This window comes from Pedobacter kyungheensis, assembly GCF_000812965.1.
GTDB classification, from domain to species: domain Bacteria; phylum Bacteroidota; class Bacteroidia; order Sphingobacteriales; family Sphingobacteriaceae; genus Pedobacter; species Pedobacter kyungheensis.
Genome location: NZ_JSYN01000041.1, coordinates 21,188 through 38,987, shown reverse-complemented (window position 1 = coordinate 38,987; position 17,800 = coordinate 21,188). Strand labels below are relative to the sequence as shown.

Here is a 17,800-nt window from a genome sequence, read left to right as displayed (position 1 = left end):
TCGCAGAAAGTTTGGTTACTTGCTGTTGGTGCTGGTGTTGCAGTTGTTACCGATACATCAAATGTAAAAGAAGCTCCGCTACAACCATTATAGCTTGGGGTAACCGTATAGCGTACAACAGCGTTTGCACCTGAGGTATTGGATAAAGTTTGTGAAACAGGGCCTGAAACTGCTGTACTCTGATTTGAAAATCCTGTAGCTGTTCCGCTAACCAATGCAGCTGTCCAGCTATAAGTTGTACCGCTAACATTGCTGGCAGGCGATACACTAAATGCCGAACCCGAACAAATAGTTGTACCAGTAGCACTGGCTGTTAGTGTTGGCACCACATAAACGGTAATTGTAAATGCATTGCCTGCACAACCCGAATAAGTTGGCGTAACCGTATAAGTCGCCGTTTCGAGCGTAGTACCAGAATTGGTCAGGGTTTGGTTTATAGCCAGCTGACTGGTTCCGGCGGTTCCGCCGGTAATATTTGATGATGAAACAGTCGGTGCAGCCCAGGTATAGGTTGTTCCATTAGGTACATCAACAGGGCTAAAGTTAAAGCTACCGGTTTTGCAGATATAATAAGTTTGGTTTGCAATTACCGGACGAGGAGTTACCGTTACTGTTGCTGTACCCGAAATGGCATTGGTACAGCCATTGCCTGAAACAATTGCCCGATAGGTAGTAGTAACCGGAATATTGGTATAATTTAAAGTGGTAGTGTTATTTGTAATCGAAGTCCAGTTGATATTATCTGTTGATGACTCCCAGCGCACTACTGTTGAAGGTGCTCCTGTTAAATTTAAGGTTCCATTCGAACCTGAACATACTGTTGCTGCTCCTGTGATGGTTCCGGTTGAGTTAATGGTAACCGTATGTGTTGCACTTTTATTTCCGCACGGACTTGCTGCAACAGCAGTAATTGTTGCCGTACCACTGTAATTGGCCGACCAGGTTACACTACCTGTCGATGCATTAATAACGCCTGAAGCAGCCGGGCTAATACTATAAGTAATACCGGTAGTATTATTTGCTGTAGCTGAATAGCTTTGTACGCCTGCCCCCTGGCAACGCGTTGATGTTGCACCCGCAGCAAATACCGGAGTTGTTACCGCCGGACGAACTGTTATCGATCCGTTGGCTGTAGTAATCGTAGTAGATGGCAAAGCATAAGTTGCCGTTACTGTATAATTGTAATTTCCGGCGGTTGATACCGTACCGCTGTTGATGGTTAAAATGGTATTCCCGCCAGAAGTAGTGGTACCATAAGTTAAACCCGAAGCACCTAACCCCGTAACCAACACGGCAGGAGTTCCTGTTATTAAATAAGTAATGGCAGTAGTTGTACCTCCTACACAGATCGATTGTGCATCTGTTCCCGCTGCCGATGTTAGTACAATATCAACCGGCGTAACACTTGCCGAAGCGGTGTTGTTGGAGGGTACCGGATCGTTTTGCGGACCGGTTACTGTTGCAGTATTGGTATAGTTGCCCGAACTTTTTACAATAGCTTTGATGGTTAAGGTTACCGTTTGACCTGAAGCCATACTGCCTATCGACCATAAACCTGTTGATGGGTCGTAACTTGTTCCGGTTGTTGCTGTATTCGAAACATAGGTATAACCCGAAGGCAGGATATCAGTAGCCGAAACACCAATCGCATTCCCCGTACCTGTAACAGCTCCCGAAGCTACATCCGAATTTTTAACGGTAACGGTAAAATTAACGGTTGCTCCTTTTGCAGGCGATGCATTATCTACCGTTTTATTCATTACCAGATCGATATTACATAATGCAATAGTTACTGGTAGCGATTGTGAACTGATTCCGCAATCGAGCATAGAAGTGATGGTATACGAACCTGACACCGCAGCACGATAGGTTGATGAAGTCGCCCCCGCAATAGCCACGCCGTTAAAATACCATTGGTACGGCGCAGTACTATTTGGATCAGCACTCAATAAGGCCGAAGCACAGTCAGACTGTACAAAAGTTGGTTTACCGGCTTTCTCCGGAAATGGAGAAAGAAAGTTCGACATCGAGAAACCTCCTCCAGATTGTACCATGGCCACGGTAAGCCTGCTGTTACTGGTAATAAAAAACGAGCTTGGGTTACCTATATTGTTGTTATCAAAATCAATGGCATAAGCCCCTGTACTTCCCAGCTGTCTGCGTGTACCTACCCCACTAATGGTTTCAATATCGGTATTGGTAAAAGCCGGAGTACCACCGTTAGTGGTTAAGTAAATTTTATCGGTTGGACTTTTGGTAACCAGATAAGCAAAATACGGTAAGTCGGTTAAGTTATTGGCCCTGAATTTAGCAGTCTCTGCCTTTAAAGAGCCTCCGCACGAATTTAAAGGCGCCAAGGTTGCAATATCAACCTCGCAGTTATTTGCCGTTCCCGAATAGGCTACCACATTTTTTGTAGCCACGATTCTCGAGCCCGAAAACGGATCGCCTACCTGAACGTTACCTGTTCCGGTTCCTGTTTCAACACCATTCGGAAAGGTAATAAAACTACCTTCAGCTATCAGATTATAGGTATTGGTTGATTGAAGCACCCCGTTATGATCAAAATTCATTACGGTTACATTTGTATTGGCTTCGGTAGCAACTACGGTAGTTTGTTCAGCCGTCTTATTTCCCTTCCCCCTGATTACCACATACTCGCTACCCAGCGAGCTAACCGGCGGAACCGGATTGTAAGCCCCATCACCGCAAGCCTCGGGCGCATCTACGTTTATACCGGTATTCATTACTGCCGGACCAGATGTTTCTACCAAACTACCCAATGTAGCCTGTAAAAGATAACTTTGTCCTGCATTTAATGTTGTAATTGCTGTACCATTTAGCTTAACAGTAGTGTTATTCTCGATGGCTAAAACGCTGTAAACCGGCCTGATTGTAGAAACCGAGGCAGCTACGCTATTCAAATCCCCATCACGATAATAACCTACTCTAAAAGAATTACCGATAGCCGCATCTCCAAAGCTGAAAAGTGATGCATTTCCTTTGATATATTGGTCATTGGCAGAAGTATATGATCCTGCCGGAATATCATCCGAAGCGATGTTTCTCACATTTACAGCAATAGGGTTATTACCCGTTACAATAATACCTGCTCCATTTAAAATGGTATTAAGGCTGTTTTTGGCTAATCCAACCGGATTACCCGAGAACCTGTAAACAGCCGGCGTACCCGGAGAAGGCGTTAAGGTAGTAATCAACGTACCATCACTTTTCCTTACTGTTGCCGAAGTACCAGCCACGTTTGTAGATACGATAATTTCGTTTGCACTACTCCAATACTGCCATGGCGCCGGGGCAATATAATGGGTTTTATACGTTTGTGCATGAACTGAAGTGACCGAAAACATCAAAAACAATGATAAAATCATTAGTTTAAGATAATTTCCTTTTGGGTAACCTGAGAAGAGGAGCTGTATCAATTTATTCATTTTCCACCTGGGAATAATAGGGTAATTATTACTTAATAATTTCTCATCCGATGAGCACAACATCTTTTTGAAAAGCCGTTTCTAAAGAAGAATTAATCCTTTACGTTGATGTTATTGGCGTCAGCTTGCGAGAACTGAAAATGAACACGATTGAAGGGATAGACTACTATTTAAAAACTTCGTTTTGGAAGATTGAAAAACCAAATACATTCTTCAACATAAACAACCAAAAACTGTCTTTTGAATACTACAAAGTAAAGGAAAAAAGATAATAAGATTTTGTACATCTAGTCATAAGAGTGTTTAAAAAGATGTTTTTTTGACAATAATCAACAACTAAGTTCTAACAAGTATTATTTATAATACAGTTTTAAAACAAAAATGGAAATTTTTAGACATAAAAAACGGAACAACGATTGCTCACAATCCCTTGTTCCGTTCGTTATGATAACAGGAAAAATCGATAAAAATCGATTAGATTTTAGCCCTTATGCGGCTCAGTGTCTCCAGTCTGATTGCCAGAAAAGAGGCAATATGCTTTAAAGAAACACGGTTTATCAAATCAGGAAAGGAAACCAGAAATCTCTTATATCTTTTTTCGGCAGAAGAAATTCTGCAGAGATAGGCACGCTCTTCGGCAGAGCGATAATATTGCTCCATCATTTTTCTGCCCACAATATTGGCCTCGGTAAAGTTTTCGTAAAGGTATTCCGATAATACATGCGGAATGGCAATTAAGTCTACATCTTCCAATGCCTGCAAATACTCTTCCGAATCGCCTTCCACCCATAAATTACGTATGGTTCCTACCACTTCATTTTCTTTTGCAATCCAGGTGGTAATTTCTGTAGTTCCATCTTTTATAAAGCCTCTAACCACGCCTTTTACAATTAAAAACAGGAATTTATTGCGATCAACCGGCGAAACCAGGTATTTATTCTTCTTGTAACTAACCGGAAAAGTATGCTGGTTAATGCGTCTTTCTATTTCATCATTCAATGGATGAAACTTTTTAAAAATGGAGATTAAGGGCGAAAAATTGTTGTATTTCTTCCACCTGTCCTCATCAGATAAGTTAACTGCAATCATAGAAATTACTGTTGGGATAGATAATATACTACTTCAAAAAGTAGAACCACTACGTAAGTATAGGAAGATTGATTCTAAAAAAGAAGTTTTTTTTAACTTTACTTAATCTTAAACAGAATATTAAAATTCCTTCTCCACGCCGAGACCGAACAAGGCAAAGTCATATTTAACCGGATCCAGCGGATCAAACTCCTTTAAATGATTGGTTAATTCTACTGCAGTTAACCAGTCTGTTTGTTTTCGGTTAATGAGCCCAAGCAGGCGCGCAACGCGATCTACATGCACATCACAGGGGCAAATCAGGTCTTTAGGTTTAAGTGTATTCCAGATGCCAAAATCCACTCCTTTGTCATCAGCCCGTACCATCCACCTTAAGAACATATTTAGGCGCTTGCAAGTAGATTTTTGCTTTGGCGAAGAGATATGCTTTTTGGTACGGTGTGGAAAATCATCCAGTGAAAAGAAATATGCCCTGAAATAATTAAGGCATTGTTCAATAGAAACCTGCAGCTGACCAGCCAGGCAAACCTCCGAAGCATTAAACAGCCCACCTGCCCCATCTGATACTTCCAGATAGGCATCGAGAAAAACCTCCTGTTTGGGAATAAAGGCTTGCTCTAAACTCTCAAAATGGCTGTAATGCATTTTGAAAAAGGAAATAAAATAAAGCAGGTCGGTATCGTTAAAAGTGCGATGCTTAAAATTAAGCAAACGCTTTAAATCATTATCGCTATGGTTAAGCGCAAAATCGTAAGGCGCATTATCCATCCGGTTAAGTAATTCACGGCACTTGTTAATGATGGTTTTACGCTGCCCCCAGGCCAGTACCGCTGCAAAGAAACCCGCAATTTCGATATCCTGCTTTTGCTCAAACAAATGTGGTATACAAACCGGATCGTTCGCAATAAAATCGGGCCGGTTGTATTGTGCTACTTTATGATCGAGAAAGTTTTTTAATTCGAGAAACTGCATGTTGTTTATCTGTACAAGTAGAATTAAGGCTTCAACTGCTGTATGTCACACTGAGCCTGATTGCGTTTAGATGAGTCCTCTTAGCCAAAACCGTCATTTCGAGCGGAGCGCAGCAAAGCCGAGAAATCTAATAGCCTGTCGAAGCACGTAAACGTAAGTCCTTCGACAGGCTCAGGATGACAAACAATTTTGTGTTCTATTTTTTCTAAGCCAAAGCACGTTCGAGATCTTCCAAAAGATCATCAATATCCTCCACCCCTACGCTTAAGCGCAACAGGTTATCGGTTACCCCTACTTTTTCGCGTTCTTCTTTTGGTATTGAGCCATGGGTCATCGTAGCCGGATGGTTAATCAATGATTCTACCCCACCAAGTGATTCTGCAAGTGTAAATACTTTAAAGTTGGAAGAAATTCTGAACGTCTCCTGTAAATCTGCGCCCTTTAAAGTAATCGAAATCATCCCGCCAAAACCGCGCATTTGCTTTTTGGCTACATCATGGTTAGGATGATCTTCGAAACCCGGCCAGTAAATTTTATCAACCTTAGGGTGTGTTTTTAAATAACGGGCTACGCGTTCACCATTTTCGCAATGGGCTTTCATCCTTAAATGAAGTGTTTTAATGCCCCTTAAAACCAAAAAGGCATCCTGAGGTCCTGGGGTTGCGCCACAGGCGTTATAAACAAACCAAAGGTCTTTGTACAAAGTCTCGTTATTGGTTACCAAAGCACCCATTACTACATCAGAGTGACCACCAATATATTTGGTTACCGAATGCATTACGATATCAGCGCCCAAATCGATCGGGTTTTGCAGGTAAGGTGAAGCAAAAGTATTATCAACTGTTAATATTAAGTTTTTCGCTTTCGTAATTTTAGCTACCCCTTCAATATCAATAATCTGCATGGTTGGGTTGGTAGGTGTTTCTATCCAAACCAGTTTGGTTTTATCGTTAATATAAGGCAGTATATTTTCAGGCTTAGAAAGATCCAGGAAATGGAATTTAATACCGTATTTGCTGTAAATTTTGGTAAAGATGCGGTAAGAACCACCGTACAAATCGTTTCCGGTAATTACCTCATCACCCGGTTGCAATAAGCGTAATACCGCATCGGTAGCACCCATTCCGCTCGAGAAAGCCAAACCATATTTAGCATTTTCTAAAGCCGCTAAACAATCTTCCAAGGCCTTACGCGTTGGGTTAGTACCCCTCGAATACTCGTAACCCTTGTTATCGCCCGGCGATTTTTGCCAGTAAGTTGAAGTTTGATAAATCGGAGTCATTACTGCTCCTGTTGTTGGATCAGGCTCCTGACCAGCGTGTATAGCTTTAGTTGCGAATTTCATTATTATAAAGATTTTGAGACGCGAGATATGAGACTTGAGACCAGATCCAAATCTAATGCCTCAAGTATATTGTCTAATATATCACATCCGATTTTACTTTCAAAGATTTGAGAGGGATATATGAGAGGAGGTACCAGATCCAAATCTAATGCCTCACATCTCAAGTCTCATATCTCACATTAATACGCTCTGGCAAACAACACCCTTTGTGTAGATGGTTTACCTGAGTAAATACAAACGCCATCTTCCAGTTTGTTATCTAAAGGGATACAACGGATGGTTGCTTTTGTTTCTTCTTTAATCTTTTGTTCTGTTTCAGGTGTTCCGTCCCAGTGTGCCGAAATAAAACCAGCTTTAGTATCTAACAACTGCTGAAATTCTTCGTAAGAATTAGCCTCTGTAATGTGCTCATCGCGGTAAGCCAATGCTTTGTTAAACATACTCTGCTGAATATCTTCGAGTAATTTAACCACATAAATATCCAAACCTTCCTGCGGTACAGTTTGCTTAACTTTGGTATCTCTGCGGGCAATTTCTACCGTTTTATTTTCTAAATCGCGACCACCAATGGCAATACGTACCGGCACACCTTTCATTTCGTAATCGGCAAATTTAAAGCCCGGACGTTGTGTGTCACGGTCATCATATTTTACCGAAATACCCATACCTTTTAAACGCATACTTAGCTCGTTAACGTATGCCGAAATTTTAGCAAGGTCTTCATCATTCCTGTAAATCGGAACAATTACCACCTGTATTGGGGCCAGTTTTGGTGGGATAACCAGGCCTGAATCATCACTGTGTGCCATAATTAAAGCCCCCATTAAGCGGGTTGATACTCCCCATGAGGTTGCCCACACATGATCTAACTTACCATCTTTACCAGTAAATTTAACATCAAAAGCTTTGGCAAAATTCTGTCCTAAAAAGTGCGACGTACCAGCCTGCAAGGCTTTACCATCCTGCATTAAGGCTTCGATGCAATAAGTATCTAAAGCACCTGCAAAACGCTCATTAGGCGACTTGCGTCCTCTTACTACCGGAACAGCCAGCCAGTTTTCAGCAAAATCGGCATAAATATGCAACATGCGTTCTGTTTCTTCAATCGCTTCTTCGGCAGTTGCATGCGCAGTATGTCCCTCCTGCCATAAAAACTCTGCAGTACGTAAAAACAAGCGTGTACGCATTTCCCATCTTACCACATTGGCCCATTGGTTAATCAAAATAGGTAAATCGCGGTACGACTGAATCCAGCCTTTGTAAGTATTCCAGATGATGGTTTCGGATGTTGGGCGTACAATCAGTTCTTCTTCCAGTTTTGCAGTTTCATCTACTACAATATTTCCACTTCCGTCATTTTTTAAACGGTAGTGTGTCACAACTGCACATTCTGTGGCAAATCCTTCAACGTGAGAAGCTTCCTTAGAAAAAAATGACTTTGGAATGAATAATGGAAAATAAGCATTCTGATGGCCTGTATCTTTAAACATTTTATCCAGTACTGCTTGCATTTTTTCCCAAATAGCATAACCATTTGGCTTAATAACCATGCATCCGCGAACAGCGGAGTGCTCGGCAAGGTCGGCTTTTAATACAATATCATTATACCACTGCGAATAATCGGCTTCCCGGCTTGTAATTTCTTTGCTCATCTTATGTATTTGGAACGTAATTTGTATGTTAAAAAATGTAAAATTAGAGGACAAATTTATAAATTTATGCCTACAAAAGTTTAACAAAATATTATCATTTATTTAATTGTTGTTTTATGCTACTAATTAAATAGTTATATTTGAATAAATCCCGATTTCGCATGCACACACACAACTAAATATAAACACAATGAAACCAATTAAATTACTCCCCATTGTAATGATTGCTACCGCAGGATTGGTGGCGTCATGCTCTACATCAAAATTGGCTCAGAACAAGTCAAATGATGATGTTTATAACTCCGTGGCGAAGGCCCGGGAGGTTGAAATTGTTCAGGTACAGCCCCAACAACAGGCGCGTAACCAGGGACAATATGACAACCAGGAATACGACGAATATTATGGCACCAGTAATCCTTACTACGATATGGATTACGCATCGAGGATAAACCGTTTTTATAATGGATATAGCTTTCAGGGCTATTACGACCCCTATTTCGATAATTACTACTATGGCAACAGCTACGGTGCTTCTAACTACTTAGGTTTTGGCCTGGGCTGGAGCAACGGTTACGGCTTAGGCTGGGGTGGCGGATTTGGCGGTGGCTGGGGCTACGGCAGTATCTGGAATAACCCGTTCTATTATGGCAACTATGGCTACGGCTGGAACAACCCCTGGGGCTGGAACTCGTGGGGACCATACTCTTACTACGACCGTTACGGTTGGGGCGGAGGCGGTTACTACGGCGGTGGCTGGGGTGGCGGCTACTACGGTGGCGGTGTATATACCAACAGAGGTAATTACAGACCAAGACCAGGCAGCGATGATCGTGGAGTGCCTAGATACGGAAGCGGCGCAGCTAACGGTGGCAGACCAGGCAGATCTGGTATAGCCAATCCGAATGGCGGTGTTTCTTATGTGCCTAATAACAATGCTGGCAGACCGGTAAGAAATCAGGCATCTGGTGGTTATACTCAAAATCAAGGTGTACAAAGTGGCAGACCTACCAGAAACGATAATTATGCACCTCAACCTCAAAGCAGCAGGCCTACAAGAAATGAAAGCTATAATCCTCCTGCCAGAACCGAAAGCAGACCTAGCTACTCTCCTCCTCCATCAAGTGGCGGCGGCGGCGGTGGTGGTTCAACCGGCGGCGGTGGTGGCGGCGGCGGTTCACGTCCATCAAGAGCAGGAAGAGGTTAATCAATTTAAACACACAAGATGAAGAAATATATTTTAGCTTCGCTAGTAGCTACAGTAGCTGCTATGGGAACGGCTTACGCCCAAAGTTATGCACCAGATGCTTATCGTTTTTCTCAAACCAACTACGGCTCTTCAGCCAGATTTAAAGGTATGGGAGGTGCACAAATTGGTGTAGGTGGAGATATTGGTTCGATCAATGCCAACCCTGCCGGATTGGGCTTGTTTACCAAATCAGAGTTTAGCATTACGCCAGAATTTAATAGTGTTTCCAATCAAAGTGCTTTTTTAGGTAATAGTATTAAAGCAGATAAAAGCCAGATTAACCTAAACAACCTTGGGGTTGTTTTTTATAGCCCTGCTGCCAGAATGAAAGGTAGCGATGTAAGTAAAGGTCTGGTAAGTAGTGTTTTTGGTTTAAGTTACACCAGAAATAACGATTTTTTAAATAACATCAGTTACAATGGCACCAACACAAACAGCTCAATCAGGGATGCTTATGTTGACCAGGCTAATAATTATGGTACTTCCAACAGTATAGCCGGAGATGCTTATAACAGCTATTTAATTAATAAAAACACGCCAACTTTCCCGAATCAATATTCGGCAGAACCTTATAACAATGCCACCTTTAAACAAAACTGGGATGAAGCACGTTTAGGTTCTACTTCTGAATTTAATGTGGCAGGTGCACTTAATTTTGGCAACAAAGTTTACATCGGTGCTACAGCCAGTTTCGTAAATGTAAAATACACCAGCGATGCTACTTTTACTGAATCTGGTATTCTTAATTCGTATGATGATGGTGCAACTGTACCGATCTATAACGGAAATGAGAATTATAACCTTACGCATTTCAGAAACCAGGAAACAAAAGGTGGAGGTTTTAACTTAAAACTGGGAATGATTTTCAGACCTGTTAACGAGTTAAGAATCGGCTTGAATTTCCAGACACCAACATGGATGAACCTGGAAGACAATACTGCTGAAACTTTACAGGCAAATACTTTAGGGAATGCCACCACGGCACCAACAAGTTCGAATAATGCGAGCAGATACTATACTTTCAGTTATAATTTACGCACACCGCTTAAAGCTTCTGCTGGTTTAAGTTATGTAATTGCCGGTACTGCTTTAATATCTGCTGATGTGGATTATGTAGATTATTCATCAATGCGTTTTTCTGCTGATAATAATTCAGATATTTCGACCATTAACAGCTCTAACGATTTTATTAAGAATTCGTACAAAGAAACTGTTAACTATCGTGTAGGAGCTGAAGTAAAAGTAAGCAATGAAATTAGTTTAAGAGGTGGTTATGGTGTAAATGGAAGCGGTATTAAAGGTGGTGATAACAAATATTACCAAGGCCAGTATTTCACCGGTGGAATTGGTTACAGAGTAGATAACTACTATTTCGATTTGGCTTATCAGAATTATAAAACCAATTTTAATTCGAGCCCTTACGAACTGAATGATTACTCAGAACCTGTAGCCGATGTTAAAAGCAACAGAAACAATGTTTTCTTAACCTTTGGCGTAAGATTTTAAGCTAAAAACACTTCAAGACTTAAAGCGTGCTGGTTTACCAAACAGCACGCTTTTTGTTTTACCGGCTTTTTACGGTAATCTCCTGCTCACCATAAACCACACCCTTTTCGGTTACCCCCTGAACAATAATCTTAAACTTCCCGGTAAGATCGCCGGTGTTAAAACTCACAGGGGTTTCACCATCAATTAAGGTCTGATAATTCCAGTAAACCGTTGCAAAACTGATTGGTTCATTCTTATTGTTTATATCAGCGATATAAAATTCTTTGGGAAGATTAATACCGCGCAGGATAACCAGATTGGGCTTAAGCTCCTGCCCTACGCAGCCCTGGTAAACAGTACTTCCTGTTCCGCCGGCAATTTTATACACCCCTCCTTTCATGGGGCTCTTGTTACCAGGGTTCGCAAAGTGATTCGGACAATTTAAAATATTATACATGCAAACATAATCTCCGCAAGCATTGGCGAAGGCATTTTTAGCAAAATCAGTTCTTTCGTCTTTTACCTTTTTGATGATCACATCTTTGAGCCTGATACCCGCCGCAGAGGTGATACTCATGTTATTTTCGTTGATGGTGCCGGTCTTCGTATTGGGCAGTACATAAGCTTGCTGCCTCAGGTACTTTTTCAGTTCACTTTGCGGTTCGTTAATTTTTAGTTCGTATTGGTCGTATTTACTGGTCGACATGGTTAACCATACCGACAGCCGGGGTTCGTTAACAACCAGGCTGGAATACGGAATGCTAAAATGCCCCAGACTATCGGTGTTTAAAAAATTGAGGTTGGTTCCGGCAATTGTCGATAGCCCCATCGGCACATTAAGCTTCTTATTTCTCCGCGTAATTGTTCCCTCATATCCTAAACTGCTAAGCTGCTTACCCTGATCGCCCGGGTTAATTTGAATTTCAGGCCATTTATATTTCCTCCAACCTTTAATTAAAAGTAATTCATCCAGATAACCGGTATCGGCGTAGGTCAGGCCAAAACTATTTGCAGAAAATTCTTTCAGGTTATGCAGGTAAAAATAATCTACAATATTGGTTTCGTTGGCCAGCAGCATGCGGTTGGCCTGCACGCAGGAAATCGAAACCATTCCTACAAGCGGCTTTTTATCGCGATCTGTAATATCGAGCTTCAGTTTTACACTATCGCGCGTAAAATATTCTTGCTGCCCTGCAGCTACATTAACCGTATTAATCTGATCGTAATGTGCGAAGAAAATCCTTTCGGCCAGTGGTTTGTAATTGCTATCTAAAACGGTAACAGCCTGTAGACCGACAGGTACAGAATCTAACTGGAAGCGAACATTTTGAGGAATACCGGCAGTCAAAGTTAAGGGTGTTTGCAGAAAAATATCAGAGAAATTATGCACTAACAAATGCACTTTGGCAGCGGTATTCCCTTCTACCCTTATTTTAAAATCGTTATTGGCCACCGCCGATCCTGAAGTTAACACCAACCCTTTGCTTAAAATTGCAGGCAATTCATGAATTCCCTTTTCTCTCTCCTCAGTCAAAAGCCTTACGCTATATTTTTTGGTTAACTGCGGTTGAAGCATAAAAGCACCCAGCCCCATGGCATTTGTAGCAATTGTATCCAGTATTTCATTATCTGCATATAAAACTGCTTTGGCTTTAAGGGCTGCTCCTGCGGCATCTTTAACTTCAAAACCCACTTTTGATACCAAACCATTAACCAGATAACCACCTTCAGGGTAAAATTTCACGGTATAGGGGCTTGCATTCCTTACCGGTAGACTAAACCGGGTATAACTGGTATCTCTTCCCTTTTTGATGCTGACAAAAAGTTCGTTATTATCGGCCGTAATCTGGTCGGCAGGATAATCGATCATTAGCTCGCCAATTACACTGCTTTTAGCTGTTCCTGTTTGCATAATTTGCTTCCCCTTACCAATTTGATACCTGATCTGTGCATCCTCAACAAAACGGTTATCACTGGTTAAAATCCTGAGCAAAACCGTTCCTTTCCGCGTTTGCTCATCGTAGGGTTTAAACACAGAAATAGTTTGATTTAAAGCTGTTATTGTAGTCGATTTAATGGTGATTGGCTGAATGAAAACGCCGTCGGGCTGTCCGTTTACCTTTAAATTGGTGTTTGCCACAAAACGGTAAGCACCACCGGGTAAAGAATCAGGAAGAGTGAGTGCCCCGAACGAACAACCTTTATCTATTAAAAATTTCTGTTGTAACACAACACTGCTATCCTTATTGTTAACCAGCGATAAATACAGTGTGTGATACTGCTTCATATCCGTTATGGTTTTAAGCAGGTAAGCCGTAAACCAAACCTGATCATTGTTGGTATATACATTCTTATCAAAATGAACATAAAGCCCAGACTGGCTCTGGTTTAATCCGTAATTACTGAGATTTGTAGCTACACTATCGAGTTTAGCATCCTGTGCTTTTGCAGATACACATAGCAAAACCAATAAAAAAGCGATTAGCCGGGATATTGAAAGCATAATGGTAAGTATGCTTAAAAATCAGGTTTTTATTTTAATTATTCAAAAAATCGCTGGCACAAAGTTGGCCGGCCTTGTAGTTTAGAATTACTGTATAACAATTATTTAGCATATTAATCAGTCCGCTTTAACCTAACCGCTACTGCTAAATTTTAACAATACCATTTTTTACGGCATAAAGTGCTAATCCCGTACGGCTTTTTAACTGCAATTTTTCACATAAAGCATTGCGATAGCCATCAATAGTACGCGGACTCACAAACATTTCGGCTGCAATTTCATTGTAAGTTTTTTCGGTGCAGGTATATTTCAGAAACTCCATTTCGCGCTCGGTTAGTTTAACAAAGCTCGAGATCTCAGAATGGGCAGCCAGAGAATTTAACGACTGCATCACTTTCCGTGTCACCAGGTCGTTGTAAAAGTAGCCTTTGCTGATTACCTCATCGAAAGCCCTTTTAAGCTCCTCAGGTTCGGCATCTTTTAACACATAACCCCGTGCTCCATTGGTAATCATTTTAATGATAGCAGTTTCGGCATCCATGGTGCTCAGAGCGAGTACATTTACAGCAGGATGATTAATGCGTAACCAGGTAGCGGTACTGTAACCATCCATTTCGGGCATATTGATATCAAGCAAAACAATATCAGGTACGCCATATATTCCAAGTTGCCTGATGAAATCTTTTCCATTGGCCGCCTCAAACGATATTTTGTAAGACGGAAAATAGCTGATGAGCGCCGCAAGGCCTTTTCTGAATAAGATATGGTCATCAACTAAAGCGATATTTTTAATATTTTCAGACATACGGGATGGTTAGGATGATTTTTGTTCCGAGATTTATGGTACTGCTGATAGTGGCTTTCCCCATGATCAGTTCTGAACGTTTGATGATGTTCTGAAGTCCGAGGCCGCTTTCTGCTTTTATATTTTCATCTGTGCTGAACCCCATGCCATCATCGGCAATACTGATATTGAGCTGTTCGTTTAAAAACTCGAAGCCAACAGCTATGTTTGTGGCAGCAGCGTGTTTTAATATATTTTGTAAGCTCTCCTGCACAATACGGAAGGTGATGATTTTCTTTTGCTCTGCAATAGCTTGCTCGTTACCGCTTACTTCAACACTACAGTTAATCGTACCCGAACGACCAATACGCTGCAATTCCTGTTCAACCGCCTGTATTAATGTTAGCTGTTGAATGCGACTGGTACTTAAACTCTTGGCAATATCGCGCAAATCAGTCAGTGCATTGCCAATGTTGCCTTTAATATCGGCGAGTAAGCCTTTATCGTTCATTTCACTTTGCTCTGCAATGCTAAGCTGGAGTCTTGCCAGACTGAGCAACTGCCCTACGTTATCGTGTATTTCCTGGCTAATGCTATCGAAAGTTTGCTCCTGCATTTCTAAACGCGATTGAAGCAATTGCTCCGCAAATTGTTTTTCGCGTTCGTTCTTCTCTTTTACATATTGAAATTTCCTTTTCTGAAAATAAAGCATAAAAAAAACGATGGCACTACTGAGTGCAAAAAAAATAATTATACTGGGGATAATTACAAAGAGGATTTCCCGGTCTTGATCGTTTTGCATAAAAAGGCATAAGCAAACAGTAAATACATAATAATATTTGTTATTAAATTTAGTTTTTTTAGCTTAACAGCTAACTGTTCATAATTTATAGTCAAATAGTGAAACATCCCCATATACGGTACAACGCAGGTATAATAGAGAATTAAGCCTATAGCAATCCAGAATTCGCCTTCATTTAAAAGTGATGTAGTTTCGTTTGATGTTAATTTTTCGTAGCAATAAATAAGTGAAAAAAAGATAATACATGTGCCACCAAATACAAAAGCATAACTGCTCCATTGTAGTATATTAAAACAGTAAAAACTAAATATATACCAGAGCACCGGAAACATAAATAAGAATAAGTTTATTGTTTTAAGTAAGTAAACATTTTTAATAATCTGTTTAAAGAAATAGGCATAAAACATGAACTCTACCAAAATGAAAAAGTTATACTGAGGCAATGTATTTCCTTGATAACCAAATTTTTGCTTAAAGAAAAAGACACTAAATTCGAATAACAAAGTATAAACACATAACAAAGCAACCGTTTTTAGCTGCTTTGTTAATGTTACTATTCGGTAAAGCCCCGCGGTTGAGCAAATACCAATTGAGATCAGATATAAATACTTGAGATACATAAATTTAAATATGTATCTAAAATAAGCATTTACTATTCATCTGAAACATCAAGATCAGCCTTATTTCCTGTTGATGGCGGAGGGGTTGGATCTCCGGTATCAAATGTATCGCCATGAAATCTCTCCTTCGTTAACACAAGTCTTTCATTAAACTCTACAAAATCAATATCTTCAATTCCAATATCCTTTTTCCCATTCATAAAAGAAAAAGCAATGGTTAGCCTTTGTCTTCTCTCTTCAGCACTTGGTACTGGTTTTGGAAACGAATAGTCTTGGTTAGTATAAGATACGAAACGGACTCCAAAACCTGTTACCATACCTCCTGCCTTAGCTTTTTGATATTTCATTTCTTCAAGTGTTTCAGTAATCTGTACTAAACTAAACCATACATGTTTAGTTTCACGAAGAAGTTTTGTGCGGTCATTGTCTGATAGTGTTTCGAAAAGAATATTACGTTTTACATTTTGATAATTGTGAACCCACAGTCTGGCTTGGTCTTCCTGGATTTTATCAAAAGTTTTTCCACTAAAAGCATAATAACTTTTACTATCTACTTTATCTGCACCACTAGTTGTAGCGAAAATAACTGTAAGTATACCGCATTTACCATTGTATACATTGCCATCGCTTGATGGAGAGGCAAAATATACCCTAACGCCGTCCTCACCTCCCAGCCCTGCAATTAGCTGTTCAAAAAAAGTAATGGCATCATCAATATCTCCAAAATCAAGTTTCCTATTTTCCGACTCACCTTCCTGTAACAATGTAATCGTATTTAGTATTGGATATTTATAAGAGTTAAACCATAGTTCGCGATAGCTGCTTTCTTGTTTGGTAACAAATGTACTTGGTAGTGGTTCCATAGCTTTTAATTTAGTTTGAGGGTTTATAAAAATTTAAAATTTACAACTAAATATACACGATGAGGATTTGAAATTAAAAATCCTCAAACCATGCATCAGCTAGAAAAACAAGGCTTTACCTACTTAAAAACTAAGCCACAATGCATTTAAAATCACTTTTCGCTCCATTCGCTCTTCTTCTACTTATTTCAAAATACCGCGATTTTACGGTAGTGTATTGCGCTTTTCACGCGTATTAATTCGCGCGGTTTTGCGCTTGATTTGGGTTGGTTTTCGGGAGTAGTTTTGGGTAAGAAAATCGGTTAATGGAAATCGATCTCTTGTAAACCAACGAATTAATCTAAAACCAAACCTAAAACCATGACAAAACTATCATTAAACAAAGTCGAAACTTTTATTAAAGGTCTCGACCAAAATCCAGTACTGAAGCAGGAATTTACCGAAAATCCTAAAGATGTTTTAATCAAGAATACAGCTGTTAAATCTGTCACAAGTGATATATGGGTTTATAGGCTGGTAGTTTGCGCATTAAGTTTAGTATTAATTATCATCACTGCAGGCATCTTAATCAATATTGAAGCCGTACAGAAAGCAAGTCAGGTAATTACAATTATAGCCTCTTTAGCTTCAGCTGCCATTGGTGCATTAGCCGGGTTGTTGGCTCCTACCCCTGGAGCGCAGGAACAAGAATAACCTTTCCAGCTCACAGAAAACACTTCAAATTTTCTTACAGTTAAAATTATCAATCATGTCAAAACAGAAAAAAATTCAATTCTTATCTCTTGAATTCAAAAATGAAACAGGAGAAAAACATACAGCAAATTTTAAAGCGAATGGCAAAAATATCAAACACGCCAAGCTAATATCACCATGCGAATGTGGTGATAAAATTTGTGTAGATGGAATACTCTACAGATGTATGCCAGATCCTTCAGGCCAATGTGTTTGGTGGGAAACCAGTGAAGTCTGTGAATAATTACAACTTTA

General features: G+C 40.3%; 13 protein-coding genes. 4 read left to right on the top strand and 9 right to left on the bottom strand.

Annotated features, from left to right (window positions below; translation table 11 throughout):
- The 5 genes from OC25_RS24900 to proS all read right to left on the bottom strand — a co-directional run.
- The coding region (locus OC25_RS24900; protein WP_209435634.1) for a PKD-like domain-containing protein at positions 1 to 3,389 on the bottom strand (3,389 nt) is incomplete at its 3' end.
- A gap of 534 nt (positions 3,390 to 3,923) precedes the next feature.
- Entirely contained in the window at positions 3,924 to 4,538 is a 615-nt protein-coding gene (locus OC25_RS24895; RefSeq protein WP_052266439.1) for a Crp/Fnr family transcriptional regulator, read from the bottom strand.
- A 120-nt stretch (positions 4,539 to 4,658) separates the two neighbouring features.
- Positions 4,659 to 5,510 carry a TIGR02757 family protein gene (locus tag OC25_RS24890; RefSeq protein ID WP_039482560.1) on the bottom strand — a complete coding sequence of 284 codons (852 nt, stop codon included), beginning with the start codon at positions 5,508 to 5,510 and terminating at the stop codon, positions 4,659 to 4,661.
- A gap of 205 nt (positions 5,511 to 5,715) precedes the next feature.
- Positions 5,716 to 6,855 (bottom strand): cystathionine gamma-synthase, encoded by a 1,140-nt coding sequence (locus tag OC25_RS24885; RefSeq protein WP_039482557.1) that lies wholly within the window; start codon positions 6,853 to 6,855, stop codon positions 5,716 to 5,718.
- 179 nt (positions 6,856 to 7,034) lie between these two features.
- Entirely contained in the window at positions 7,035 to 8,507 is a 1,473-nt protein-coding gene (gene proS / locus OC25_RS24880; RefSeq protein ID WP_039482554.1) for a proline--tRNA ligase, read from the bottom strand.
- A 190-nt stretch (positions 8,508 to 8,697) separates the two neighbouring features.
- On the opposite strand from proS, the gene OC25_RS24875 reads away from it, so the two are divergent.
- Positions 8,698 to 9,711, top strand: a complete 1,014-nt coding sequence (locus OC25_RS24875; protein ID WP_039482547.1) for a hypothetical protein — start codon at positions 8,698 to 8,700, stop codon at positions 9,709 to 9,711.
- 18 nt (positions 9,712 to 9,729) lie between these two features.
- On the top strand, positions 9,730 to 11,259 hold the full coding sequence (locus tag OC25_RS24870; protein ID WP_039482544.1) for an OmpP1/FadL family transporter: 1,530 nt from the start codon (positions 9,730 to 9,732) through the stop codon (positions 11,257 to 11,259).
- Between the two features lie 58 nt (positions 11,260 to 11,317).
- Here OC25_RS24870 and OC25_RS24865 read toward each other — a convergent pair whose 3' ends face one another.
- The 4 genes from OC25_RS24865 to OC25_RS24845 form a co-directional block, all read right to left on the bottom strand.
- Positions 11,318 to 13,744 (bottom strand): hypothetical protein, encoded by a 2,427-nt coding sequence (locus OC25_RS24865; RefSeq protein WP_039482541.1) that lies wholly within the window; start codon positions 13,742 to 13,744, stop codon positions 11,318 to 11,320.
- A 145-nt stretch (positions 13,745 to 13,889) separates the two neighbouring features.
- Entirely contained in the window at positions 13,890 to 14,549 is a 660-nt protein-coding gene (locus OC25_RS24860) for a response regulator (protein WP_039482540.1), read from the bottom strand.
- Positions 14,542 to 15,330 (bottom strand): sensor histidine kinase, encoded by a 789-nt coding sequence (locus OC25_RS24855; RefSeq protein ID WP_039482535.1) that lies wholly within the window; start codon positions 15,328 to 15,330, stop codon positions 14,542 to 14,544. Before OC25_RS24855 ends, OC25_RS24860 begins: the two co-directional genes overlap by 8 nt.
- Positions 15,331 to 15,982: 652 nt before the next feature.
- Positions 15,983 to 16,813 carry a hypothetical protein gene (locus OC25_RS24845; protein ID WP_039482531.1) on the bottom strand — a complete coding sequence of 277 codons (831 nt, stop codon included), beginning with the start codon at positions 16,811 to 16,813 and terminating at the stop codon, positions 15,983 to 15,985.
- Between the two features lie 360 nt (positions 16,814 to 17,173).
- Between OC25_RS24845 and OC25_RS24840 the strand changes: the two genes are divergently transcribed.
- Both OC25_RS24840 and OC25_RS24835 read left to right on the top strand, forming a co-directional pair.
- Positions 17,174 to 17,506 carry a hypothetical protein gene (locus OC25_RS24840; RefSeq protein WP_039482529.1) on the top strand — a complete coding sequence of 111 codons (333 nt, stop codon included), beginning with the start codon at positions 17,174 to 17,176 and terminating at the stop codon, positions 17,504 to 17,506.
- A gap of 55 nt (positions 17,507 to 17,561) precedes the next feature.
- On the top strand, positions 17,562 to 17,789 hold the full coding sequence (locus tag OC25_RS24835; protein WP_039482528.1) for a hypothetical protein: 228 nt from the start codon (positions 17,562 to 17,564) through the stop codon (positions 17,787 to 17,789).
- The last annotated feature ends 11 nt before the right edge of the window (positions 17,790 to 17,800 follow it).